Here is a 23,235-nt window from a genome sequence, read left to right as displayed (position 1 = left end):
TGAAAATCAAAAATTCTCTCTCCCAAACTCTTACTCTCTGCGTCTCTGGGTGAGACAAGTCATCCCCTTAATCAGCAACGCCTGTTTTTTTTGGCCGGTCAGCACAAATCGAATGCATATCTTCTTATTTTCCCCGGTAGTGAATAAATAAGTAACCAATAATTAATAACTAGATAGCGGACTTATGAAACTCTACTATGCCCCAGCCTCATCCTATTCCCAACGAGTCCTCATCGCCCTCTATGAAAAAGAAGCTAATTTTACACCCATTGAAGTCAATCTTTTTGACCCGGAGTTACGACAAATGTATGGCAAAATCAACCCTTTTTCCAAAATCCCTACACTGACTACAGACAAAGATTCCGTATTATTTGAGGCAACAATTATCATTGAATACCTTGATAGATACTTTCACAACACACCCCGCCTGATTCCTGAAGACCCAGAGCAATCCCTGGAAGTGCGGATGCTGGAGCGGATGGTTGATGTGTATATCAACACTGGGCGTGAGGCGCTGTTTGCTGATAGCCAGCGTCCAGTTGAGTTACGAGGAGGTAACGAAGTCGCCAAACCCAAGCGGTTACTGGAGACGGCACTGACTCTATTTGATGAAAAATTGGCAAGTCGAACCTGGCTGGCGGGTGAAGAATTTTCCTTGGCTGACTGTGCCGCAGCTCCTACCCTAACTTATCTACGTATGGTCTACGACTACAAATACCTACACAATCTGACCACTTACGTCAAGCGTTTGGAATCTAGAGCTTCTGTAACCAAGGTTTTCAGTTCTGGACGCGACCAGATGACACGGATGCTGTCTGAATTAAGGTATCCATTGCAACTAGTAGCCTGAGAAAATAAGGAGTTGAGTAATTAAAAATTCAGGGGTTGCTTGATAATAAAAAGAGGTCAGGCACAAGACGTAAAAGTACAAACAAAAATTCATACTGAAATTCAGCAATATTTCTCATAAACAAACTTATCAAAAGAGGCAAAAATGTCTACTTCCACAATTGAGAGATTAAACCCGTTTATACCTGAAGTCATTGCAGATCCTTACACAGTTTACCGTCGCTACCGCGAACAAGACCCGATACATTGGGGTATTTCTTCAAATCCTCGGTTGGGAGGGACTTGGTATCTTTTCGGTTATGAAAATGTAATGCAGGTGTTAGAAAGTCCGAAATTTGGACGCGAGGCGGCACGGGTGCGAAACGATGGTGAAGGTTCGCCAGTACCACCAGCATTTAAGGGTTTTCGCTCAATAGTGAGCAACTGGATGGTCTTTCGTGACCCACCAAACCATACCAGATTGCGATCGCTAGTCAATAAAGTTTTCTCTCCCAAGATGGTTGACAATATTCGTCCTGCGATTTTCGACCTCTGCCATAATTTATTGGATCAAGTGCAAATCCAGGGTGAAATGGATTTGGTTGATGATTTTGCTTTTCCGTTACCAGTGATGGTTATTGCTGATTTGCTGGGTGTGGATAGTTCAGACCGTCCCTTATTCCGTAAATGGGCATTGGCTTTGCAACATGCCAGTGCTTCCCGTCTCACACCATCACCCGAAGTTTACGAACAAGCAGAGGAAGCCACCCAAGGTTTTATCGATTACTTTCAACGAGCGATCGCTCAACGACATGCCGAACCAAGGCAAGATTTAATTACGGCTTTGGTAAGGGCAAGGGATGAGAACGACAAACTCAGCGACGAGGAAATTCTTGCTACCTGCATTCATTTGTTAACTGCTGGTCACGAAACCACAATCAACCTCATTTCTAAGGGAATAATGGCGTTACTGCAAAACCAGGATGCTTTGCAACTATTACGTTCCCACCCCGAACTCATGCCCAATGCAGTTGAGGAACTTATACGTTACGATGGTCCGGTGCAAATGGTGACACGTTGGGCTTATACAGATATCGAAATTGGTGGTCAGTTGATTCGACGCGGTGACAGTGTGGGATTAATGCTTGGTTCTGCGAATCGAGACCCAGAACGCTTTCTTAACCCCGATATCCTCGATTTCCAGCGTCCCGAAGGCAAACATTGCGGCTTTGGTAGTGGTATCCATTTTTGCCTTGGCTCTGCCTTGGCTCGTGCAGAAGCTGCGATCGCCTTAAATGTCCTGCTCAACCGTTTACCAAAATTGCGTCTGGTAGAGGAAAAGATTGAATGGGCAGACAACATCGTATTTCACGGTCCCAAACACCTGCGGGTTGCTTTTAACTAATTCAAGAGTGCTGAGTAACCAAGAGAGATAAATCTAGAGGGATTGAAAAAGAGGCAAGGGAGCAGCGAGCAGGGAGCAGGGGAGAAGGAACAGAAAGGGGGATTCGACCCATTCCTGTTCGAGAACCACTTAATAGAAGTGGGGGACTCAGACCCATGTTCCGCTCTGCTCCACGGCAGGAGAAAGGGGTCGTTTCCCCCCGCTCCCTGCCCCCTTCCCCTTCGTTGAAATAAGGACGCACTATTTCGATAACAACTAATAGGACTTATGCAAAAACTCTTATTCCTTTGCGTCCTTTGCAGTCCCCTATGGGAAGCTGCTGGCGCGTCTACGTTTCTTGATGATTCTGCATAAGCCCTATAACTAAAAAACTAAAAACAAGGAGTAAATAACATGGGTCTCACACAAGGTTTGACAAAAACTATTCTCTATGTACAAGACATGAACCAGCAGATAGATTTTTACTGCAACAAGCTAGAGCTAGCTGTCAAATCCCCCGCAGGTTTGAAAAATTACAGTGACCAAGTTTGGGTAGAGTTGGGAACGGGTGAATGCACGCTAGTGCTGCACTACAATGGGGAAAAGAAATTCGGTGAAGATAGAACCAAGTTGGCATTTAGCGTTCATGACATCGAAACTGCGTACAAAACACTAACTGAGCGTGGTGTAGAACTTAGTGTGATTCGGTCTCCCTCGCCTGACCTCAAAGTTGCTTCAGGTTTTGACCCAGAAGGTAATCCGTTCGCAATTCACCAATAAGGGATATTAAGAGGAGAAGAGGATGTTAAAGCAAAAGCTAAGTGGATCAGATAATTTAAACAAAAACCTTAAGAGTGTCTTTACTTTACCTGGGCCTAAAGGCAAATTTATTGTGGGGAACGCCATTGACTTTGGTCAAAATCCACTAGGGTTTATGACTCAATGCGCTCAGCAATATGGTGAAATTATTCCCTTGCATTTGGGCAATAGCCCCACAATTGTTTTAACCAATCCTAACGATATTGAACCAGTGCTTAAAGACCGAGAGTTGTTTGTCAAAGCTAAGGCATTGAAAAGTCTTCACGCTTTACTAGGAAATGGACTTTTAGTCAGTGAAGGAGACAGCTGGTTTCGTCAACGACGTTTAGCTCAACCTGTATTTCACCAAAAGCGGATTTCAAGTTATGGAGAAGTGATGGTTGACTACACAAATAATATGCTCGACACCTGGCGAGACGGCGAAACAAGAGATATTAACGCAGATATAATGCGTCTCACCTTCAACATTGTGATGAAAACTCTATTTAGCAGCGATGTTACTGAGGAGCAAGCTGACGATGTTGCACAGGCGATGAGTGTCGCAGCGGAGTGGTTTTTAGCTAGGCGGAAGTCGCCTTTTTCTTTACCAGAGCAATTTCCCACGCCGTCGAATCTCCGTTACAAATATGCCGTTGAGCAGATGGACAAACATATCTATCAAATTATTCAGCAACGACGCACTAGTGGTGAAGAAAGTCTTGATTTGCTATCGATGATGATGCAAGCGCGGGATGAAGATGATGGTAGTCAGATGAGCGACAAGCAATTACGAGATGAAATCGCTACCTTAATTTTTGCAGGACATGAAACCAGTGCCAATACCTTGGCGTGGACATGGATGCTTTTATCTCAATATCCAGAAGTACAAACCAAGTTACAACAAGAACTTAAAGAAGTATTAGGCGATCGCTCTTTGACAGTTGCTGACCTCCCGGCTTTGCATTACACCAACATGGTAATTAAAGAGTCAATGCGGCTCTACCCAGTAGTCTGGAACATGGTTAGTGAAACTAGCAGAGACTGTGAAATTGGCGGCTATCATGTACCTGCGGGCTGCACAATCATCATGAGTCAATGGGTAATGCATCGTAGCGATCGCTATTTTGAACAGCCAGAAACATTTAATCCAGAGCGTTGGGCTGGCGACTTAGAAAAACAGCTTCCACGCGGTGTTTACGTACCATTTGGAGGTGGTCCACGCATTTGTATTGGTAGAAGTTTTGCACTGATGGAAACAGTTTTATTACTGGCAACAATCGCCCAAAAATTTGACATGTCTCTGGTGCCAGGTCAGTCAATTGTTCCCCAACCCACGATTACTTTACAACCGCAAAATGGCATCAAAGTAGTAGTGAAGCAACGACGAAATCAACCCAACTAAGCACAGAATTTTTAGTAATTTGTCAGATGGAATGGCACTTACTTAATACCAAGCTTTTGCGTTGACTGCTTCATAGCTTCTGGCTGGGAAACCCCAAGCAGAAGGCAGAGCCTCCCATACCTGCATTCCTTGTCAGAGTCAAGGAACGAGAGTCGTCAAAATCCTAATTAACAAGGATTTTCGCCTGAAGTTAAGTGACATTCCTTTGTAGGATGCATTAGAGCAAAGCGTAACCCACCGAGGTGAATGGTGCGTTACCAGAAGGATTTCATTCTCTTTTACTCCGCCATGAAATAAATGATAAATCAACAGGAGAAGATAATGTTAAACCAAGATGTTAAATTATCAAATAATCTAAAGAAAAACCTGCAAAATGTCTTAACTCTACCTGGACCAAAAGGCAAATTTATTGTGGGGAACGCAATTGAGTTTGGTCAAGATCCACTAGGCTTTCTGACCCAATGCGCTCAACAATATGGTGAAATTGTTCCCTTCCGTTTAGGTAACAGTCCAACAATTCTGTTAAGCAATCCTGAATATATTGACCAAGTACTCAAAGACAATAAGTTATTTGTCAAAGCTAATGCATTAAGAACCCTTAATGCTCTATTGGGAGACGGACTTTTAACCAGTGAAGGCAATACCTGGTTTCGTCAACGACGTTTAGCCCAACCTGTATTTCACCAAAAGCGGATTTCGGGTTATGGGGAAGTGATGGTTGACTACACAAATAGTATGCTCGACACCTGGAAAGATGGGGAAACAAGAGATATTAACGCAGATATAATGCGTCTCACCTTCAACATTGTGATGAAAACTCTATTTAGCAGCGATGTCACCGAGGAACAAGCTCACGATGTTGCACAGGCGATGAGTGTTGCAGCAGAGTGGTTTTTGGCAAAGCAGAAATCACCCGTTTCCTTACCAGAGAAATTTCCCACGCCGTCGAATCTCCGTTACAAATATGCCGTTGAGCAGATGGACAAACATATCTATCAAATTATTCAGCAACGACGCACTAGTGGTGAAGAAAGTCTTGATTTGCTATCGATGATGATGCAAGCGCGGGATGAAGATGATGGTAGTCAGATGAGCGACAAGCAATTACGAGATGAAATCGCTACCTTAATTTTTGCAGGACATGAAACCAGTGCCAATACCTTGGCGTGGACATGGATGCTTTTATCTCAATATCCAGAAGTACAAACCAAGTTACAACAAGAACTTAAAGAAGTATTAGGCGATCGCTCTTTGACAGTTGCTGACCTCCCGGCTTTGCATTACACCAACATGGTAATTAAAGAAACAATGCGGCTCTATCCAGTGGTCTGGAATCTAGATTTTCAAGCCAGTAGAGATTGTGAAATTGGCGGCTATTATGTGCCTGCTGGCTGCACAATCTTCATGAGTCAATGGGTAATGCACCACAGCGATCGCTATTTTGAACAGCCACAGGCATTTAATCCAGAGCGTTGGGCTGGCGACTTAGAAAAACAGCTGCCACGAGGCGTTTACTTACCATTTGGAAACGGTCCGCGTACTTGTATTGGGAAAAGTTTTGCACTGATGGAATCAGTCTTATTACTAGCAACAATTGCCCAAAAATTTAAAATGGTTTTAGTTGCAAATCAGTCACTTGTTCCCCAACCAACGATTACTTTGCAACCGCAAAATGGCATTAAAGTATTGTTAAGCAGGGGCTGAGGAGATATCAATGACCAAAAAAAGGATCGAGGATGAAGAAATAAGTGTAAAGTTGGATACAAAATCAATCAAGTATAAAAACTTTTTACTTCATCCTACCCTACGGGAAGCCGCCTTTCGGGCGTCTACACACTTCATCCTTTAGATTCACTGTTCAATCTGCTCTCGTCTTTTAACTTCATCAAGATTACACATTATAGGAGTCTTATCAAGATGGTATCCGACGCAGTTCTCAATAACGACTGGCATGTGGTAGCGCGATCGCAAGATTTGCAAGAAGGAAAAATTCTTAAAGCTCGTTTGTTAGGCGAAGATTTAGTGCTGTGGCGCAGTAGCGGCGAAGCCAAAGCTTGGCAAGATCGTTGTCCTCACCGAGGATCTAGCTTTGCAACTGGATGGGTAAAAGAAGATAATCTCGTCTGTCCCTATCACGGCTTTATGTTTAACAACTCAGGACAATGTGTACACGTTCCTGCTCACCCAGATCAGCCACCACCAGCACGTTCAAAGGCTTGTGTCAAAACATTTCACGTTCAGGAACGCTATGGTGTGGTATGGGTTTGTCTGGGGACACCACAACAAGATGTACCTTCCTGGCCAGAATGGGATGACCCAAGCTATCGCCATAGGTTTTTCTTTGGTTACGGTCACTGTAAATCTAGCGCTCCCCGCAATTTAGAAAATTTCATCGATGTTAACCACATAGCCTACGTGCATGGTGATACTCTAGGCACACCTGACTTTGCAGAGATGGGAAATTATAAAATCGAGTCGAAGCCAGATGGGATCAAGGTCAGCGAGATTAAGGTTTGGCAATACGACGTAGATATGAGTGGAGAGGGTGAAGTGATGAGCGCATCCTTAGACATCTTGCGCCCCTTGACTGTATGCTTACGGCGGGGAACACCCAATGACTGCATGGTGATTTTGTTTACAGTCACACCTGTTGATGAGGAAGAGTGTATTGGCTGGAAATTGATTCTCTTCAATACACCTGGTGAAGTTCCAGAGGCAGAGATGAATGAGCTATCAAACAAGGTGATTAAGCAAGACATTACAGCCGTAGAGTCCCAGCGGCCAAAACGTCTCCCCTTAGACTTGCAAGCCGAATTTCATTTACCAAGCGATCGCACCACTATTGCTTACCGTAAGTGGTTGAGCAAATTAGGTGTAACTTTCGGGACTATTCCAGTTGCTAAAAATGCAGTAAGTTCCCGTTAATTCACAGGATTAGGGATTTCCAAGAAATAAATTATCTCATCTTGTGGGGTGGGCGTCTCGCCCGCCCGTAATCGTGAGCGGGCAAGATGCCCACCCCACAATAAATAGTTGGATGTTTTTTTATTTGCAAGTCCCTTAGTTAAAAGAATAACCAGATATTGGCATGCCGATACCTCCGGCACGCGATCGCGAAGCCGAACTTCTTCTTTCTAGGATCTATGCTTTGCGCTTCGCTGTTGCGTCCTTTGTGGTTTGTTTTTGGGTATTAAACGATGTTTCGCCAACAGTATCCGCTTTGCTCAACCCAACTGATCGCTGATCCTAAATGCATAAACCGATTTTAGCTACTCCTAGATACTTATGAAGGCTACTTCATCCCAATATTTCAAAAATCTAGGAAGAATCATGAATCAAGACAATATTTACGATGCCATTATTGTTGGCGCTCGTTGTGCAGGTTCACCAACCGCTATGCTTTTAGCTCGCAAGGGCTACCGTGTATTATTATTAGATCGGGCTACCTTTCCCAGCGATATTATGTCGGGGCATTTGATCCACCCATCTGGAGTTGCTCTTCTGAAACGCTGGGGACTGTTGGACAAAGTTGCAGCTTCCAATTGCCCACCAATACGTCAGGTCAAATTTGACTTTGGACCAGCATCTTTTGTTGGTCATGGTCCATCAATCGATGGCGTCAGCGATTGCTATGGTGTGCGCCGCAAGTATCTTGACAAAATCCTAGTAGATGCAGCCACAGAAGCAGGTGCAGAACTGCGGGAGGGCTTTTCGGTACAGGAAATTTTGATGGATGGCGATCGCGTCACTGGAATTCGCGGGCGCATGAAAAATGGACAAGTTGTAACCGAGAAGGCGCGTATTGTTATTGGTGCAGACGGTATAAATTCATTAGTGGCTCGCTCAGTCAAAGCGGCAACTTATAACGAAAGACCTTCGCTGACTGGATGTTACTACAGCTACTGGAGTAATTTTCCGATGGAGTGCGGTGAAGTATACATCAGAGACGGTCGGTTTATTTCCACAGAACCCACCAATGACGGTCTGACTCAGCTTTTCGTGCAATTTCCTTATCATGAGTTCCAAGAGTTCCGTAAAGACATTGAGGGGAATTTCCTCAAAACACTAGAACTGACCCCAGATTTAGCCAAGCTAGCCAGCAACGCTCAACGTCAGGAACCTTTTGTTGGCACCAGTAACAATATAAACTTCTTCCGTAAAGCCTTTGGAAACGGATGGGCATTGGTGGGAGATGCACGCTACCACAGAGATCCGCTCACGGCTCAGGGAATTACTAATTCTTTCCAGGATGCTCAGGTCTTGGCTGATGCTATTGATACAGCCTTCAGTGGATATCAACCATTAGAAGTAACTTTAGCTGGCTATGAGCTACAGCGAGATGCAGAGGTAATGCCCATATATGATTTGACTTGCCAATTGGCTGCACTGGAGCCGCTGCCACCGTTTATGCTACAACTCTTGAACGCCCTGTGCAACAACCCAACTGATGCCAGCCAATTCTTCGGAATCGTCGGCGGAGCAGTCTCAGCTTCAGAGTTTTACGCACCAGAAAATATACAACGAATTCTTGGTACTGCGGAAAATAAGCGATCGCCCATACTAAGTGCATAAAGCAATTTTGCTATTCCTATATATTTATTAAGGGTGCAGACACGATTCAAAATTCACATTCATTAAAAGGAGAAAATCATGACTAACCAAATTCCTCCCATCCTCCGTAATGGTGATCAAGGTACATATGTTGAACGTCTGCAACACGAATTGTCTCAACTGGGATATCAAATTGGATCTGTTGGCGTATTTGATGAAACTACCGAAAACGTAGTCAAAAAATTCCAACAAGACTACAACTTAACCGTAGATGGAATAGTTGGTCCTCAAACCGGAAGACAGATAGGTGTAGCTTTGGCTTCAGCTAAATCTTAGAAAAAAAGCGGGTTGAAGTCGTGTTCAGCCCGCTTTAAAGACTGTCAAAACCTTTATACTGCCAGTAATACTTTAAAAAAAACCTTGTGGTAAACCTTAAAGGAATTTTTAGGAATTATTGTTTTTGCCAAACCTCAGAGAACAGAAAGTTAATGCTGAAAGTATCATCAACTTACCCTCGTAAATTGCCAGAGGTATTATTAAAGAGGAAAAATTATGAGTAATTCAACAATGAATAGTAAATTAAAAAGTCAAACAAGCCTCTTCCAGGATAAGAACTTTTACATTATCAATCTTGTAACAGTTATGGGCATTTTAGGGGGAAACATTTGTAACCCTGTATTGCCAACTATCCAAAGTTTTTTTAATGTTACACCAGCGCAAGTTTCATGGATATCAATACTTTATCAGTTACCCGGTGCCGTAATTTCTCCAATCGTAGGAATTTTAGTTGACATCTTAGGCAGAAAACAAATTCTGATTCCTTCTCTGCTACTGTTTGCCCTTGGTGGTATGTTCAGCGGTTTAGCATCTAATTTCACTGGACTGTTAGGATGGCGTTTTATACAAGGTGTTGGTGCTACTAGCTTAGAGCCTATACAACTTACCATTATTGGCGATCTCTATAGCGGCAAAAAGTTAGGTAGTGTGATGGCATTTAATGGCGCTCTGATTGGTATTAGCGCCGCACTTTTCCCCCTTCTTGGTGGTATATTAGGTATTTTTAACTGGCGATATACGTTTTTCGTATCACTGGTTTCCATTTTGGTGGCATTATTAGTCATAACAACCCTCAGACTGCCAAGAAAACAACATCAAGCAGAGAAGTTTGAACTGAAATCTTATTTAAAAAGTACTTGGAATAGTATCAACAATCGGCGCGTCATCGGGCTTTTGTTTGCTGTATTATCTCTCTTCTTACTGGAAACTGTATGTTTAACCTACATCCCATTTTTAGCAACAAGCAAGTTTCACACATCTGAAGCCGTAAATGGTATGCTACTGGCAAGTATCTCAATTACAGTAGCGATCGCAGCTTCTCAATTGGGACGCTTGACTAGGAATATCTCCGAAATCAAACTCATCAAACTCGCTTTTATTCTCTTTGCGATCGCTCTGTCACTTCTGCCTATTGTCAGTAACTTTTGGTTGTTATTTATCCCGTTATTTATACAGGGTATTGCTCAAGGTATCGCCGTCCCATGCTCTCAAGCACTGCTAGCAGGACTTGCTGCACAAAAATCTCGCGCGGGATTTATGGCGATAAATACCACAGTAATATCATGGGGACAGACATTAGGACCATTTTTCGGCAGTTTAGCTATAAGATTTTGGGGAATACAAGGAGTATTTTATGCTAGCGTTGTTTTTTCACTAATTTCATTTGTAGTCTTCAATTATTTGCTAACTACTAAAGTACTCAGCTTCACTGCTAAAACCATAAATATTAGCGCTCCAGTTAGCAGCCTACCACCCAATGCGCCGCCAGAGTTTGCATCTGTTACCATCGTCCAACCGCCGGCTATTGGACAGCTATTCCATCCCGAAACTAATAAAACAATTCTACTGCCAGAAAATTTTGAGCTAGTTACTATTGGTAAGCCCAATCCTCGCATTCCTCCAGATGTGGATATTTCAGATTTGCCAAATTCTAGAGTTGTCTCACGGGCTCACGCCCAGATTCGCTTTGATGGCGAAGAATACTATATCCAGGATCTGGGTAGTGCTAACGGCACTTTTATAAACAAGTATCCTTTAATACCTGGTATTTGGTATAAGTTAAAATCAGGTCTTAGCTTCAGTCTCGGTCGGCGAGACGCAGTAACATTCGTGTTTCAGCTAGACTAGTCAGGAGTGCGAAACTCCAAACATTTACGGCGATTGATGTACATCAAATATAAGGGCACCCACCCAAAACTTGAGCAGGAAATATATAGTACATTAGAACTAGGGAAGTCACTAGTACCGTGTGGCGTAAATACACATACCATTTTTAAGCCTTCCGAGCAGTTAAATTTTCGCAAAGGACACCTTTTTTTCACCCGAACAGCGCGTCTCGAAAAAAATTTTTTTACTTTTTTCATAAATGAATTTAGGGGCTTTAAACCCTTTGGCAGAGGGCAAAAAATATTTTTCTTCCTCCTGCCTCCTGCCCTCTGTCTTCTTCGGTAAATCTAATGGTAATAATAAAGTTTTTCAATAGATTTTATATTTTTATGAATTGCCTTGCTCGCTATAGTACCTCTAATGCTTAGTTTTAGGACTTTGCAGCTTACTTAGCAAACTCAGTTGTTACCTTGACTAATCGATGAGGTTAAGAGAGACTAACTAAATACTGACGTGGCTGCTTATAAAATTAATAATTTTTGTAAAGATTATGAGATATATATGTTGAAAGATGGAACAGTTATTTAACAAAATGGCAAGTTTGTATCTAAGTAAAAATGTTCCTACGGCTATATTTGTAGCCTTCTGCTAAGGCAGTACAATTTAAGCGTACTTATCGTGGTTGGCCAAGAGCATGGAGACATTAGAGTTCATAATCTATCCAGACGGTCGGGTACAAGAAAAAGTCACTGGCATTGTAGGTGCTTCTTGCGCTGAGGTTACAGCAGCAATAGAGGCGCAGCTGGGGCAAGTACTTAATCATCAGCCAACCTCAGAATATTTTGCCGCTCAGGTGCAGCAATCTAATGTGGCGAATACACACACCACTTACAGCGATTGGTAAGTTTTCACAGTAGTTTAGTGTTATTAAATCAAAACCACCATGTCACACTTTAGCCAAATTAAGACTCAAATCCGTAACCTTGATTCTTTGAAAGATGCTTTGACTGAATTGGGCGTAGACTGGAAACCAGGACCACGGGAAGTACGTGGCTATCGCGGTCAAACCCATCCTGCGGAAGTTAGTATTGAGCAGGAAAATGGCTACGACATCGGCTTTAGATGGAATGGCTTGGAATATGAACTGGTGGCTGACTTGCAATATTGGCAACAAGACCTGTCTGTGGACGGATTTTTGCGCCAGGTAACACAGCGCTATGCTTATCAAACAGTTGTGAAAGAAACAGCTCGTGTTGGTTTTCAAGTCTCTGAACAACAAAAAAATGAAGATGGTTCAATTCGCCTGGTAGTACAACGCTGGAGTGCGTAATGGCTGATTTTCTGCCGTCACCGGAAGAACAAGAAGATAATCGTTCCGGTTTGGAACCAGAATTAGGGGGTTTTTTACGGGATGCCCCAGAACGTTCTGGCTTAGAACCGGAATTGGGCGGTTTGCTGCGCCAAAATGGTGTTTATGTTGACGAAATCACCTGTATTGGTTGTAAGCACTGCGCTCACGTTGCGCGTAACACCTTTTACATTGAACCAGATTACGGGCGATCGCGCGTGGTTCGGCAAGATGGGGACTCTGAGGAAATTATCCAAGAAGCAATTGACACTTGTCCGGTTGATTGCATTCACTGGGTTAATTACACTGAACTGAAAAACTTAGAAGAAGAGCGCAAATATCAGGTAATTCCTGTAGTGGGTTATCCGGTAGAACATGCAGTTGCTGCTAGCGAACGTCGGCGTAAAAAGCAAAAGTTAAAGACCAAAAAATCCCGTTATTAAGATAAAAACGTTAAATCAATTTGAAGAAGAATTCAGGAGCAAAGCCAAAGACGCTCCGCCGAGGCGTCTTGATTCTGACGCTCTTAACGGGATGCTGCGCGTAGCTTGGTTCGACCTAGAAGTAGGAATACTCGCTAACGTAATTTTTAATTAACAGCATCAGATTTCATCTGGTTTTCCAGACTAAAGCTATAGCGTTTCCCGACAAGCGTGAGGTACACCCGTAAGGGCACGGCAGTGCCCATTGGTATAAACTTAAGCGCAAACCCCTTATAAAACCTCGTTTCCAGACTCTGGCTGGAAATGCTGCTCTTGGCGGCTCTGCCGCCAGCAAGGGAGGCGGAGCCTCTAGAACGGCATTCCCAGTCGGAGACTCTTAACGAGACAATCTAAAAGCTAGTTAGAGACTGGTTTTCAGGTTAAGTTGACACCTATGGGCAGTGCCGTGCCCTTACTATACCAGGCAATATAATATTGTACCGCATCTGAATGGGAACCGCTATATATCTGATCACAACACACAGGAGGATTAACAATTCAAACATTTTAGACAATTTCAGACAAGAATTTAAACCCCGACTGAAATTGAGCGGAGTCGGAGACACCGAAACTCCGAGCTACGTGTAATGGTACAGGTCTTCAACCCTTCGATTTCCGATAAGACTGCAAAGATGTAACTAATATGAAGTGATCTGCAAAAACCTAGACTCTTTTTTGATATTATTTAAGATTAAACTTTTTAAATATTGATTGACCTATGAGCAAAGGTACCCTGTTTGATAAAGTTTGGGACTTACACACCGTTGGTACACTTCCCTCAGGGCTGACACAACTATTTATCGGGCTTCACCTAATTCATGAAGTCACCAGTCCCCAGGCTTTTGCTATGTTACGCGAGAGGGATCTAAAAGTACTTTTTCCTGAGCGTACCGTTGCTACAGTCGATCATATTGTGCCGACAGAAAACCAGGCGCGTCCCTTTGCCGATAGCTTGGCAGAAGAGATGATCCAGGCGCTCGAAAATAATTGTCAAGAAAATAACATAACTTTTTACAATATCGGTTCTGGTAGTCAGGGTATAGTTCATGTCATCGCTCCAGAACTTGGGCTGACCCAGCCAGGAATGACGATCGCTTGTGGAGATAGCCACACTTCGAGTCATGGGGCATTTGGTGCGATCGCATTTGGTATTGGTACTAGCCAAGTCCGGGATGTTCTCGCTTCCCAAACTCTCGCCCTTTCCAAACTGAAAGTCCGCAAAATTGAAGTTAATGGCACTCTCAACCCAGGAGTTTACGCCAAAGATGTAATTTTACATATCATCCGCACACTTGGAGTTAAAGGTGGTGTGGGCTATGGCTACGAATTTGCAGGTACGACATTTGAACAGATGAATATGGAAGAGAGGATGACTGTCTGCAATATGGCGATCGAAGGCGGTGCGAGATGCGGCTATGTCAATCCTGATCAAGTCACTTACGATTACCTCAAAGGCAGAGATTTTGCTCCCAAAGATGCAGATTGGGATCAAGCAGTGGCTTGGTGGGAATCTATCAAGAGCGATGCTGATGCCCAATACGATGATGTAGTAGTATTTGATGCTGCTGAAATTTCTCCTACCGTCACCTGGGGAATTACTCCCGGTCAAGGTATCGGTGTCAACCAGTCAGTGCCTCAGCCGGAAGAACTGCTGGAAGAAGACCGATTTATTGCTGAAGAAGCTTACCGCTATATGGATTTATATCCTGGTCAACCGATCAAGGGTACCAAAATAGATGTGTGCTTCATTGGTAGTTGCACCAACGGTAGGATTAGTGATTTGCGGGAAGCTGCGAAAATCGCCAAAGGTCGTCACGTTGCAGAGGGAATCAAAGCCTTTGTTGTCCCTGGTTCTGAAAGGGTGAAGCAAGAGGCGGAAGCTGAAGGACTGGATAAAATCTTTCAGGAAGCTGGATTTGAGTGGCGTGAACCGGGATGTTCCATGTGCCTAGCTATGAACCCCGATAAGTTACAAGGAAGACAAATCAGTGCCTCCTCCTCTAACCGCAACTTTAAAGGAAGACAGGGTTCATCCTCCGGTCGGACATTGCTGATGAGTCCGGCGATGGTCGCCACTGCTGCGATTAAAGGCGAAGTTTCTGATGTGCGCGAGTTATTGTAACCCCACCTGATGGTAGAGAGAAGTCTGTTAGGAACTTCCAAATAAAAAAATATCTAAAAAACTCTCTCTTCCTCATTCCTCTGTGTCGCGCCAGTTGCTTTAAGTCGGGGAACCCGCCCAACGCACTGGCTTCTCTGTGTCTCTGTGGTTCGTTTTCTATAAAAATTATGGTGAGTGAAGTTAAAACAGTTTCAGGGCATGGTATACCCTTAGTGGGCAATGATATAGATACCGATCGCATCATTCCCGCGCGATATTTGAAAGCCGTAACCTTTGATGGTTTAGGCGAAGGCGCGTTTATTGATGACCGCAAAGCACTCAAAGGTGAACATCCCTTTGACCAACCCCAGTACCAAGGGGCGAAGATTTTAATAGTTAATAGAAATTTTGGCTGTGGCTCATCACGAGAACACGCACCCCAAGCGATCGCAAAATGGGGAATCCAAGCTTTAATCGGTGAAAGCTTTGCAGAAATCTTTTTCGGTAACTGTGTAGCAATGGGTATACCTTGTGTGATAGCCGATGCTGTTACTGTTAAACAGGTGCAAGAGTTAGTGGCTGCCAATCCCCAAGCCGCCGTGACAGTAAATCTGGAAACTTTACAAGTGCAAATTGGTGATTACACTGCCCCAGTTGCGATCGAAGAAGGCACCAGAAGCACATTTATTTCTGGGACTTGGGACGCTTGCGGTCAGTTGGTGGCGAATGCTAACCAAGTTCGGGCAACGGCGGCAAAATTACCCTATGTGAGTTGGGGTAATTTTGCCGCGAGTTAGCATTCTCTCGTTCCCTGGCTCTACCGGGGAAAGCTCTTTTGTCAAGCGAAGAAAGCAATAATAAGAGTTTTCAGTTGAGTCCAATACAGACCTAATCCCCAATCCCTTCCCTACAAAGGAAGGCTACCGTGTACACACAAGTCTCTGTTAACGCAATTTACGGTTTATCGAATAGCCCAAAGAAACCTCACCCTGGTTTTGCTTGTGCAAAACCTGTCCCTCTCCTTAGTAAGGAGAGGGATTAAAGTCAGGACAGGGTAAGGTCAAATACTGGACTGCACCGAAGGGAGAACCACTATAGGAGTTTTCAGTTTGCAAATATGCGTCCCAAGAAAGTTACTATTTCAGACCAAGCAGAGGTGGTAGCACTAGAATCATAACGATAACCGTCGTCGCGCATGAAAGTATGTTCTGCTTCATATAAGAAAACTTTGTGAGGTATGTTAGCATTCTCAATTGCTCTTATTATGGTTTTGCGATCGCTTTCTGGGATATGAGGATCAAGAGTACCGAACACCATTAGCATCTCGCCTTTGATTTCACTTACCCTCTGGATTGTATCGGCTACCTCTTTACCCAGTTTGCCACTGGGAATACCAGTCGGGTAACAGCAGACACAAGCCCGAATTTCGCTTTTAAATGCGGCGCGGAAAGCTAAATGTCCACCAATACAAAAGCCGAGAGTGCCTATTTTCTTTGGAGAAACCGTACTCTCTGTTTTCAGAAATTCAATTACAGCAAGGCAATCGGCATCATAATCAGCTACGGAGGTGCGACGAGCATCGTCATTACCCCGCATCCGTCCCAAATCGTCTGGCTCTATTACTAAACCAACTGGCTCTATTCGGTGAAAAATTTCTGGGGCTGCTACTACATAGCCGTATCCTGCTAAGTAGTTAGCTAGACGAATCATTGGATCACCTAACTGATAAATATCACTATAAAATACAATACCAGGGTATTTTCCTGCTGCTTTGGGAGCCGCTACATAAACACGCATCAAACTGCCATCTACTCTTAACTCAACGTTGCGCTTGGTGATTTGCACTTTTTTGTCTCCGTGTTACGCTTACTGTCATTAGCTTCTACACTGTAGCGCCGTAGCATCCGGGTTACTTTCAACCCACAATTTGGCGTTCTTTTACCAGTGAAAGTTTGTTGCGATCGCTTTAATAGTTAATAAATAAGTATTAAATTTTATAAAGTAATGAATTGGGGTATTTAGATCATCTGTGATATGAATCAAAAAAATATTCTTACTTGGGGTGATGTAGCTTACGCTTCACGAATTGCGACTGGAGGATCAAAGCAGGAATGGGAAGCTTTAGAACTGATTTGGCAAGCATGGGAAATAATAATCTACACCGGACTTGCAACTTATTCTAATAAACGTGAGCTTTTGCTAGTAGTTATAAGATTTTTTTCTATTGTAAGTTTTTACCTGGAATTTCTTAATGATTATTGTTGGGAATACTATATTAATAATTATAGTAGAGAGTGGCTTAAAGGTATTCACATAACTCATGAGTACAATGAATACATAATCGACTGTGTAAATGATTTAGGCTGCTCTATACTACCGAAATCCGAACCAAATAATCTACTTTTGTACTTTGTCGATAATGCTTTACAGCAAATAATGCAAATACTGATGGATAGCCTAGACAGTGACTCAATGCTATTTAAATCTGTATCGGAAATTAACCACCAGCAGTTTCAAGTAGATGGAGATATATATGAGTTGCAGAGAATGGAAGCTGAACTAATTAGTGAGACTATATTTTTGGATAAGATCGTCAACTTAGCCGAAATACATGAAATTTATAATCAAAATAATGGATTTATTAGAGATGAAACTGTAATCATAGAAATGTTTTCTTACGAAGATAATACAGACTTTAAAATGGTTTTTTACGAAGATAATACAGACTGTTTTTACGAAGATAATATAGACGCAGAATGGATGAAATGCACAAATAATAAAGATTTTCAGCAATCTCAAGAAGTTATAGATGCTACTAATAAATTTGTGGCTTTTTTTTCATGTTATCAAATAAACCCTAACTTTTCTATCAAGCAATGTTCTGAAATAATTGGGTTTGATGAAACAGATTTAAAACGGTGGATACGTACAATTAATCGCAAAAAACAGGTAATTTTAAGCGGTTCGCCTGGAACAGGCAAAACCTTCATAGCTGAAAAACTTGCAAAACACTTAATCGGCGGTAGTGATGGTTTTTCGGAACTAGTGCAATTCCATCCAGCATACTCTTATGAAGATTTCATTCAAGGTATCCGTCCTCAAAGCCAAGATGGACAATTAACATACCCTTTGCTTCCAGGCAGTTTTCTAAAATTCTGCAAAGAAGCAGAGTATCATCAAGGAACTTGCGTTTTAATTATTGATGAAATAAACCGCGCTAATCTCGCACAAGTTTTTGGTGAATTAATGTACTTACTTGAGTACAGAGATAGAGAAATTCCATTAGCTGGCGGTAATATGTTTCGCATCCCGAAAAATGTCCGCATTATTGGCACAATGAATACAGCAGACAGGTCTATTGCCAATATAGATCATGCACTTCGTCGCCGCTTTGCGTTTATTGAACTTCGTCCAAACTATAAGGTGCTGCGAAGTTATCACCAAAAAACAGGTTTTTCAGTAGAGGGATTAATTAATATTTTAGAGCAATTAAATCAAGCGATCGCAGATAAAAACTACGAAATTGGTATTTCATTCTTTTTAACAGACAATCTACGTGAAGATATAGAAGATATATGGCGTATGGAAATTGAGCCATATTTAGAAGAGTACTTTTTTAACCAGCTAAAAAAAGTAGATGAGTTTCGCTGGGATGAAATCAAAAATAAACTATGGATATAAACCCAGCACAACCAAGAATTATTGAACTTACAGAATACGAAAATAAATCATTTCAGCTTGATGAAATACCCGATTTAGCAGCGATCGAGTTATATGATAAATACAAAATACAAGTAGATATAGAATTTCCTACTTATACAACGAGAGAACATTGGAAACTTCAAGCTAAAGGATGGGTAGGTTACATTGCTGTAACTCCTGAATTGCATCTAAAAATAAATCCGAAAGTGCCTATCCAAAACCTTTTCGGAATGCTGGAATATGCCTACAATTTGAAAGGTTTTCGCTTTCTCGAAGGGCTGATGGATTGTGAATCTCTAGAGGAATTTTATAATAATCTGGCTCAGATATTAGCCCATAAAGTTTTAGAACAATGCCGCAAAGGATTATATCGTACTTACTTGCCTAAAACACAGCAGCTTTCTTATGTGCGGGGAAGGCTAGATGTGCAACAGGTAATTCAAAAGCCGTGGAATGTTAAACTTAAATGCGATTACGAAGAACATACGGCTGATATTAAAGAAAATCAAATATTGGCATGGACACTTTATATAATTGGTCGTAGCAGTTTATGTTCAGAAAGAGTATCACCAACAGTACGAAAAGCTTATCACGCTCTACAAGGATTAATAACGCTGCAACCTTGTAGTGCAGAAGACTGTATTGAAAGACAGTACAATCGCCTCAATGAAGACTATCGACTATTACATAATTTATGCCGATTCTTTTTGGAACATATTAGTCCCAGTCATGAGAGGGGAAATTATAAAACCCTACCCTTTCTCGTCGATATGGCACATTTATATGAACTTTTTGTTGCTGAGTGGCTTCAGAAAAACACGCCAGAAGGCTATTTTTTCAAACAGCAACATCCAATAGAAATTAGTCAGAATCGACACTTTATTATAGATATATTGCTGTGTGATGCTGCTACTGGCAAAACAATAGCAGTTTTGGATACAAAGTATAAAGCCCCTGAACGGGCAGAAAATACAGATATTCATCAAATGATCAGCTACGCCAACACAACAAAATGTAAGCAAGCCTTTTTGATATACCCCAAAGACTTGACAGAGCCATTAGATATGAAAAGTGATCAAATCCGAGTCCGTAGCCTCACCTTTTCCCTGGATGATAATCTCGATCGCACAGGTCAAACCTTCTTAAAAAACCTTTTTCTTTTCTTTGAATACTCTCAGAATTCACACCGATAATTAGTAAAGGGGATAGATGGCATTCGCTTGTGGCGAAGCACCCATCCCCGAATAGCTGCCCAAATGATGAACCGATATCTAATCATTCCACTATCAGCCAAGATATATCGATTGTCACTGGGATAGATACTGATTTACGAAATACTTACGAAAAGATAGTTACAAAATTACTTTTGTTCACCCATCGCCAATAGCGCTGTCCCGTAAGCAGCTTCTGTATACACTGACGCGACTACAGGAACCTGCAAATGACGCGCCCTAATCGCAGTCCAAATGTCATTCGCCGCGCCACCGCCAGCAGTATAAACACGGAGCAACTTGTCTGCGCCCATTTGCTGTAATAATTCATACCCTCGCGCTTCTATGCGGGCAATACTTTCTAACAACCCATGCAGAAATTCCCCTGGGTTATCTGGGCGTGGTGACAAACGTGGGGCTAAATTGGGATCATTAATCGGAAAGCGATCGCCTACCTTCAATAATGGATAATAATCTAACTCGCTGGCAATTGATGCATCAATCTCCCGGCTAAGGCTTTCTAACTCAGCATTTGTGAAAAATTGCTTCAGTACTGCACCCCCAGTATTAGAAGCACCACCAGTCAGCCACAAATCACCCAACCGATGGCTGTAAATTCCATATCTGGCATCTTCTACACGGGTACGACTTAATAACTTTAGTACCAACGTTGAACCAAGGGAAGTCACTGCTTCACCAGGTAATTTTGCCCCACTGGCGAGAAAAGCAGCAATACTATCAGTTGTACCTGCACACACCAGACAATCACGGCGGAAACCGAACTTGTCCGCAATTTCAGGGCGCAATTCGGCAATGGGAGTACCAGGAGTTAAAACTTTAGGAAGCTGAATCGGTATTTGCAACTTTTCTAGCCATTCTGGGTATTTCAACTCTTGTACGTCATAACCCAGCTTTAAAGCATTATGGTAATCGCTAATCCCCAACTGTCCATGTAGAAGAAACGCCAGCCAATCTGCTTGATGCAGGAAATATCTAGCCTCACTAAAAGTAGGTAATTGCCTCATCCACAAAAGTTTGACCAGGCTGGAGGTGGCACTCAACACAGTATGATTAGGGGGTGCTATATTCCTCAAATGCTCTAGTACCAATGATCCCCGCGCATCGTTATACATCAATGGTGCATCTGTTGGATTGCCAGCAGCATCGACCAGCAAGACAGTAGAAGAAGTACCATTAATTGCGATCGCTTTAATTTCTCGCCGCAATTGGTCAGGTATTTGTTCCACCAGCACAAACAAAGCCTCCTGCCAAATTTTTGGCATCACAGGGGCTGGTGAGTCCTGGAAGGGATATCGCACCTCAGTTTGGATATAAGAAGTTTCCTCGTCAATCACCACGCCGCGTGCGCCAGATGTGCCGAAGTCGATACCCAAATACAAATTCATATTTTTATAAATTTTTTTATCGAGAATAACTAAGAAGTACCGACTAATAACTGCTTTTGTTGCATCTTGTAACAAGATATTCCCCAATCCGGGCAAAACAAGGAAAAGTAGTAAACGAACTGTTCAAAATCTATTCACGTTAGGAGGTTTTCAGCCATGCCTATCTTAGATACTCTGTACATCGCTCAGATATCTTCCATCTCAGATACTCAAGTCTACATCGCTCTAGTTGTGGCGCTGATCCCAGGAGTTCTAGCTTGGCGATTAGCCACAGAACTTTACAAATAACACTACGGTGTGACACAGTTAAAAAGCTAATAATCCTGGCAGTACGGGGTGCAATTTCCAAACCTTGTGGCTTTATGTCATAAGTAGTTAGAAATCTTGCACTTGCGTAAGCCAGGTTATTTTTTAACTAATGCAACACTTGTAGCAATTTCCCAAAAATGAAGTAATATAACAGCTAAATCAAGCATTTAGGAGTGCTGAGTGCCCAGAAAGAAGCAGTTAGTCAGAAGTAGTACTGATGAATCTTCCCACTCTAAGCCGAGGCACTCGCTACTAGAAACTGATTTGATACTGAGTGGGATTATTGCTATTTTTACTCAGCATGGGCTAAACGCCCCGCTAGCGCTAACAGCACTCGGAACTCAGCACTCTTCAATAGTGCTTCTCTTCACTAAGCGAGGTTAATTTTTAGCATCATGAACGCGATTCAACCGTCCAAACCACCGTTACAACCTATACAAAAACGCCGGGTAATTTCTCGACCAAAGCGGCATCTTCGTCAACGTTCTTACCAGGTGATGGCACTGGAAAGCACAGCCAAAATAGCGGTTAATCTGATCATTACAGCCGTTGCAGCATCTGCCTTCGCACAACTTTTGTCTTATAAGTTGTTACAGCAAGAAAAGTTGCGAGAAATTAGTACTGATGTCAAGCTGATGGAAGGACATGTGAATGCTTTGCAGACGGAATTTAGCCGTAACTTCGATCCTCAGCAAACTAAAACTATTATGCAACAACAAGGATACCGATTTGATCCCAGCCAGCGTCGGGTCGTGTTGATGAATCAGGATCGCCGAGAAGATGAACAAACAGAGTCATCACCCTAAGACAAATAGCGAGTTTGGGATTATTCAGGTTTCTTGTGATTCTGGTTACGTAAAAACAGGGTGTTATAAATATTGATTGATTATATAGATAATTATACCCAAACATGGTAATTTGGGTAGATGAAACTATCAGATTATGCGAAAAAAGCGGGAGTAAGTTACAAGAGGGCGCATCGTTGGTGGAAAGCTGGTCAGCTAAAGGGCTATCAGATTCCGGCAACCGGGACAATTATTATTGAGTCTGATTCACCGTTAGTTGTTGAGCCGATTGCCTTAATTTATGCCAGGGTATCGTCAGCAGAAGCAAAACCGAATTTAGAGCGTCAAGCGACTAGATTAACGGAGTATGCTGACAGATGGTTATCGAATTTATAAAGTTGTAAAAGAAATTGGTAGTGGACTAAATGACAATAGAAAGCTTTTATCTAATGCCTTGCAAGATGACAATTACAATATTTTGGTTGCAGAGCATGGGGATAGAGTAACTAGGTTTGGGTTGAACTATTTATCAAGCTATTGTTGGAGGCAACGGGTAAAAAACTAGAAATTGTTAATGATGCGGAAAATTCCAAGGACGAATTAATGCAAGATTTAGTCTCGGTTAAAACTTGTTCGTACAACGCATTTATGGGTTAAGACGAGCAAAGCGTAAGACTGAGAAATTGATTGCTGAGTTGACAATGAATACAGAGGAGTCTGAATGAGATTGGTTGAACGCCACATAATTAAAACTAGCCACTTATT

General features: G+C 42.4%; 23 protein-coding genes. 21 read left to right on the top strand and 2 right to left on the bottom strand.

Going from position 1 to position 23,235, the window contains the following annotated elements; all coding sequences use genetic code 11:
• Window positions 1-184: 184 nt before the first annotated feature.
• The 16 genes from V7K31_RS13740 to leuD all read left to right on the top strand — a co-directional run bounded on the left by V7K31_RS13740 (window position 185) and on the right by leuD (window position 15,854).
• A complete protein-coding gene (locus tag V7K31_RS13740) occupies window positions 185-850 on the top strand; it encodes a glutathione S-transferase family protein (RefSeq protein WP_335094883.1) in 666 nt (221 codons plus the stop codon).
• A gap of 144 nt (window positions 851-994) precedes the next feature.
• Window positions 995-2,233, top strand: a complete 1,239-nt coding sequence (locus tag V7K31_RS13735) for a cytochrome P450 (RefSeq protein ID WP_335094882.1) — start codon at window positions 995-997, stop codon at window positions 2,231-2,233.
• 393 nt (window positions 2,234-2,626) lie between these two features.
• Window positions 2,627-2,992, top strand: coding sequence for a VOC family protein (locus V7K31_RS13730; RefSeq protein WP_335094881.1), 366 nt, complete (start codon window positions 2,627-2,629; stop codon window positions 2,990-2,992).
• A gap of 22 nt (window positions 2,993-3,014) precedes the next feature.
• The gene (locus V7K31_RS13725) at window positions 3,015-4,412 is read left to right on the top strand and encodes a cytochrome P450 (protein ID WP_335094880.1); all 1,398 of its coding nucleotides are present in this window, start codon (window positions 3,015-3,017) and stop codon (window positions 4,410-4,412) included.
• Window positions 4,413-4,733: 321 nt separating this feature from the next.
• On the top strand, window positions 4,734-6,116 hold the full coding sequence (locus tag V7K31_RS13720; protein ID WP_335094879.1) for a cytochrome P450: 1,383 nt from the start codon (window positions 4,734-4,736) through the stop codon (window positions 6,114-6,116).
• Between the two features lie 10 nt (window positions 6,117-6,126).
• Window positions 6,127-6,261, top strand: a complete 135-nt coding sequence (locus V7K31_RS13715; protein ID WP_335094878.1) for a hypothetical protein — start codon at window positions 6,127-6,129, stop codon at window positions 6,259-6,261.
• Window positions 6,262-6,329: 68 nt separating this feature from the next.
• Entirely contained in the window at window positions 6,330-7,337 is a 1,008-nt protein-coding gene (locus V7K31_RS13710; protein WP_335094877.1) for an aromatic ring-hydroxylating dioxygenase subunit alpha, read from the top strand.
• Window positions 7,338-7,500: 163 nt separating this feature from the next.
• On the top strand, window positions 7,501-7,656 hold the full coding sequence (locus V7K31_RS13705; protein WP_335094876.1) for a hypothetical protein: 156 nt from the start codon (window positions 7,501-7,503) through the stop codon (window positions 7,654-7,656).
• A gap of 86 nt (window positions 7,657-7,742) precedes the next feature.
• Window positions 7,743-8,984, top strand: a complete 1,242-nt coding sequence (locus tag V7K31_RS13700) for an NAD(P)/FAD-dependent oxidoreductase (RefSeq protein WP_335094875.1) — start codon at window positions 7,743-7,745, stop codon at window positions 8,982-8,984.
• Between the two features lie 78 nt (window positions 8,985-9,062).
• Entirely contained in the window at window positions 9,063-9,299 is a 237-nt protein-coding gene (locus tag V7K31_RS13695) for a peptidoglycan-binding domain-containing protein (protein WP_335094874.1), read from the top strand.
• A 216-nt stretch (window positions 9,300-9,515) separates the two neighbouring features.
• Complete coding sequence (locus V7K31_RS13690) at window positions 9,516-11,147, top strand: MFS transporter (protein ID WP_335094873.1); 1,632 nt, start codon at window positions 9,516-9,518, stop codon at window positions 11,145-11,147.
• Between the two features lie 673 nt (window positions 11,148-11,820).
• Complete coding sequence (locus V7K31_RS13685; RefSeq protein ID WP_335094872.1) at window positions 11,821-12,030, top strand: DUF2997 domain-containing protein; 210 nt, start codon at window positions 11,821-11,823, stop codon at window positions 12,028-12,030.
• 39 nt (window positions 12,031-12,069) lie between these two features.
• The gene (locus V7K31_RS13680; RefSeq protein ID WP_334947527.1) at window positions 12,070-12,456 is read left to right on the top strand and encodes a DUF1257 domain-containing protein; all 387 of its coding nucleotides are present in this window, start codon (window positions 12,070-12,072) and stop codon (window positions 12,454-12,456) included.
• Window positions 12,456-12,917 (top strand): ferredoxin, encoded by a 462-nt coding sequence (locus tag V7K31_RS13675; protein WP_334947525.1) that lies wholly within the window; start codon window positions 12,456-12,458, stop codon window positions 12,915-12,917. Before V7K31_RS13680 ends, V7K31_RS13675 begins: the two co-directional genes overlap by 1 nt.
• A gap of 757 nt (window positions 12,918-13,674) precedes the next feature.
• Entirely contained in the window at window positions 13,675-15,078 is a 1,404-nt protein-coding gene (gene leuC, locus V7K31_RS13670; protein WP_335094871.1) for a 3-isopropylmalate dehydratase large subunit, read from the top strand.
• A 167-nt stretch (window positions 15,079-15,245) separates the two neighbouring features.
• Window positions 15,246-15,854, top strand: coding sequence for a 3-isopropylmalate dehydratase small subunit (gene leuD, locus V7K31_RS13665; protein ID WP_335094870.1), 609 nt, complete (start codon window positions 15,246-15,248; stop codon window positions 15,852-15,854).
• 307 nt (window positions 15,855-16,161) lie between these two features.
• Here the strand turns inward: leuD and V7K31_RS13660 are convergent, their stop codons facing one another.
• Window positions 16,162-16,902 (bottom strand): dienelactone hydrolase family protein, encoded by a 741-nt coding sequence (locus tag V7K31_RS13660; protein ID WP_335094869.1) that lies wholly within the window; start codon window positions 16,900-16,902, stop codon window positions 16,162-16,164.
• A 189-nt stretch (window positions 16,903-17,091) separates the two neighbouring features.
• Between V7K31_RS13660 and V7K31_RS13655 the strand changes: the two genes are divergently transcribed.
• A complete protein-coding gene (locus V7K31_RS13655; RefSeq protein ID WP_335094868.1) occupies window positions 17,092-18,738 on the top strand; it encodes an McrB family protein in 1,647 nt (548 codons plus the stop codon).
• A complete protein-coding gene (locus V7K31_RS13650) occupies window positions 18,729-19,952 on the top strand; it encodes an McrC family protein (protein ID WP_335094867.1) in 1,224 nt (407 codons plus the stop codon). Before V7K31_RS13655 ends, V7K31_RS13650 begins: the two co-directional genes overlap by 10 nt.
• A gap of 167 nt (window positions 19,953-20,119) precedes the next feature.
• On the opposite strand, the gene V7K31_RS13645 is transcribed toward V7K31_RS13650, so the two are convergent.
• Entirely contained in the window at window positions 20,120-21,376 is a 1,257-nt protein-coding gene (locus tag V7K31_RS13645; RefSeq protein WP_335094866.1) for an FGGY-family carbohydrate kinase, read from the bottom strand.
• 198 nt (window positions 21,377-21,574) lie between these two features.
• Between V7K31_RS13645 and psaM the strand changes: the two genes are divergently transcribed.
• From psaM to V7K31_RS13630, 3 genes are all read left to right on the top strand, one after another.
• Entirely contained in the window at window positions 21,575-21,664 is a 90-nt protein-coding gene (gene psaM / locus V7K31_RS13640) for a photosystem I reaction center subunit XII (protein ID WP_040630342.1), read from the top strand.
• 416 nt (window positions 21,665-22,080) lie between these two features.
• Entirely contained in the window at window positions 22,081-22,491 is a 411-nt protein-coding gene (locus V7K31_RS13635) for a hypothetical protein (RefSeq protein ID WP_335094865.1), read from the top strand.
• A 120-nt stretch (window positions 22,492-22,611) separates the two neighbouring features.
• Window positions 22,612-22,866, top strand: a complete 255-nt coding sequence (locus V7K31_RS13630; RefSeq protein ID WP_335094864.1) for a hypothetical protein — start codon at window positions 22,612-22,614, stop codon at window positions 22,864-22,866.
• Window positions 22,867-23,235: the final 369 nt, after the last annotated feature.

It is taken from the genome of Nostoc sp. (assembly GCF_036917675.1).
GTDB lineage: Bacteria > Cyanobacteriota > Cyanobacteriia > Cyanobacteriales > Nostocaceae > Nostoc.
Note: the sequence above shows the minus strand (reverse complement) of the source record. Positions and strands in the feature narration are given on the sequence as shown.

Bases quoted from the DNA above. Each gene is read 5' to 3' on its own strand.
- V7K31_RS13740 (WP_335094883.1), top strand. From the start codon at position 185: ATGAAACTCTACTATGCCCCAGCCTCATCCTATTCCCAACGAGTCCTC.
- V7K31_RS13735 (WP_335094882.1), top strand. From the start codon at position 995: ATGTCTACTTCCACAATTGAGAGATTAAACCCGTTTATACCTGAAGTC.
- V7K31_RS13730 (WP_335094881.1), top strand. From the start codon at position 2,627: ATGGGTCTCACACAAGGTTTGACAAAAACTATTCTCTATGTACAAGAC.
- V7K31_RS13725 (WP_335094880.1), top strand. From the start codon at position 3,015: ATGTTAAAGCAAAAGCTAAGTGGATCAGATAATTTAAACAAAAACCTT.
- V7K31_RS13720 (WP_335094879.1), top strand. From the start codon at position 4,734: ATGTTAAACCAAGATGTTAAATTATCAAATAATCTAAAGAAAAACCTG.
- V7K31_RS13715 (WP_335094878.1), top strand. From the start codon at position 6,127: ATGACCAAAAAAAGGATCGAGGATGAAGAAATAAGTGTAAAGTTGGAT.
- V7K31_RS13710 (WP_335094877.1), top strand. From the start codon at position 6,330: ATGGTATCCGACGCAGTTCTCAATAACGACTGGCATGTGGTAGCGCGA.
- V7K31_RS13705 (WP_335094876.1), top strand. From the start codon at position 7,501: ATGCCGATACCTCCGGCACGCGATCGCGAAGCCGAACTTCTTCTTTCT.
- V7K31_RS13700 (WP_335094875.1), top strand. From the start codon at position 7,743: ATGAATCAAGACAATATTTACGATGCCATTATTGTTGGCGCTCGTTGT.
- V7K31_RS13695 (WP_335094874.1), top strand. From the start codon at position 9,063: ATGACTAACCAAATTCCTCCCATCCTCCGTAATGGTGATCAAGGTACA.
- V7K31_RS13690 (WP_335094873.1), top strand. From the start codon at position 9,516: ATGAGTAATTCAACAATGAATAGTAAATTAAAAAGTCAAACAAGCCTC.
- V7K31_RS13685 (WP_335094872.1), top strand. From the start codon at position 11,821: ATGGAGACATTAGAGTTCATAATCTATCCAGACGGTCGGGTACAAGAA.
- V7K31_RS13680 (WP_334947527.1), top strand. From the start codon at position 12,070: ATGTCACACTTTAGCCAAATTAAGACTCAAATCCGTAACCTTGATTCT.
- V7K31_RS13675 (WP_334947525.1), top strand. From the start codon at position 12,456: ATGGCTGATTTTCTGCCGTCACCGGAAGAACAAGAAGATAATCGTTCC.
- leuC (WP_335094871.1), top strand. From the start codon at position 13,675: ATGAGCAAAGGTACCCTGTTTGATAAAGTTTGGGACTTACACACCGTT.
- leuD (WP_335094870.1), top strand. From the start codon at position 15,246: ATGGTGAGTGAAGTTAAAACAGTTTCAGGGCATGGTATACCCTTAGTG.
- V7K31_RS13655 (WP_335094868.1), top strand. From the start codon at position 17,092: ATGAATCAAAAAAATATTCTTACTTGGGGTGATGTAGCTTACGCTTCA.
- V7K31_RS13650 (WP_335094867.1), top strand. From the start codon at position 18,729: ATGGATATAAACCCAGCACAACCAAGAATTATTGAACTTACAGAATAC.
- V7K31_RS13645 (WP_335094866.1), bottom strand. From the start codon at position 21,376: ATGAATTTGTATTTGGGTATCGACTTCGGCACATCTGGCGCACGCGGC.
- V7K31_RS13635 (WP_335094865.1), top strand. From the start codon at position 22,081: ATGAACGCGATTCAACCGTCCAAACCACCGTTACAACCTATACAAAAA.
- V7K31_RS13630 (WP_335094864.1), top strand. From the start codon at position 22,612: ATGAAACTATCAGATTATGCGAAAAAAGCGGGAGTAAGTTACAAGAGG.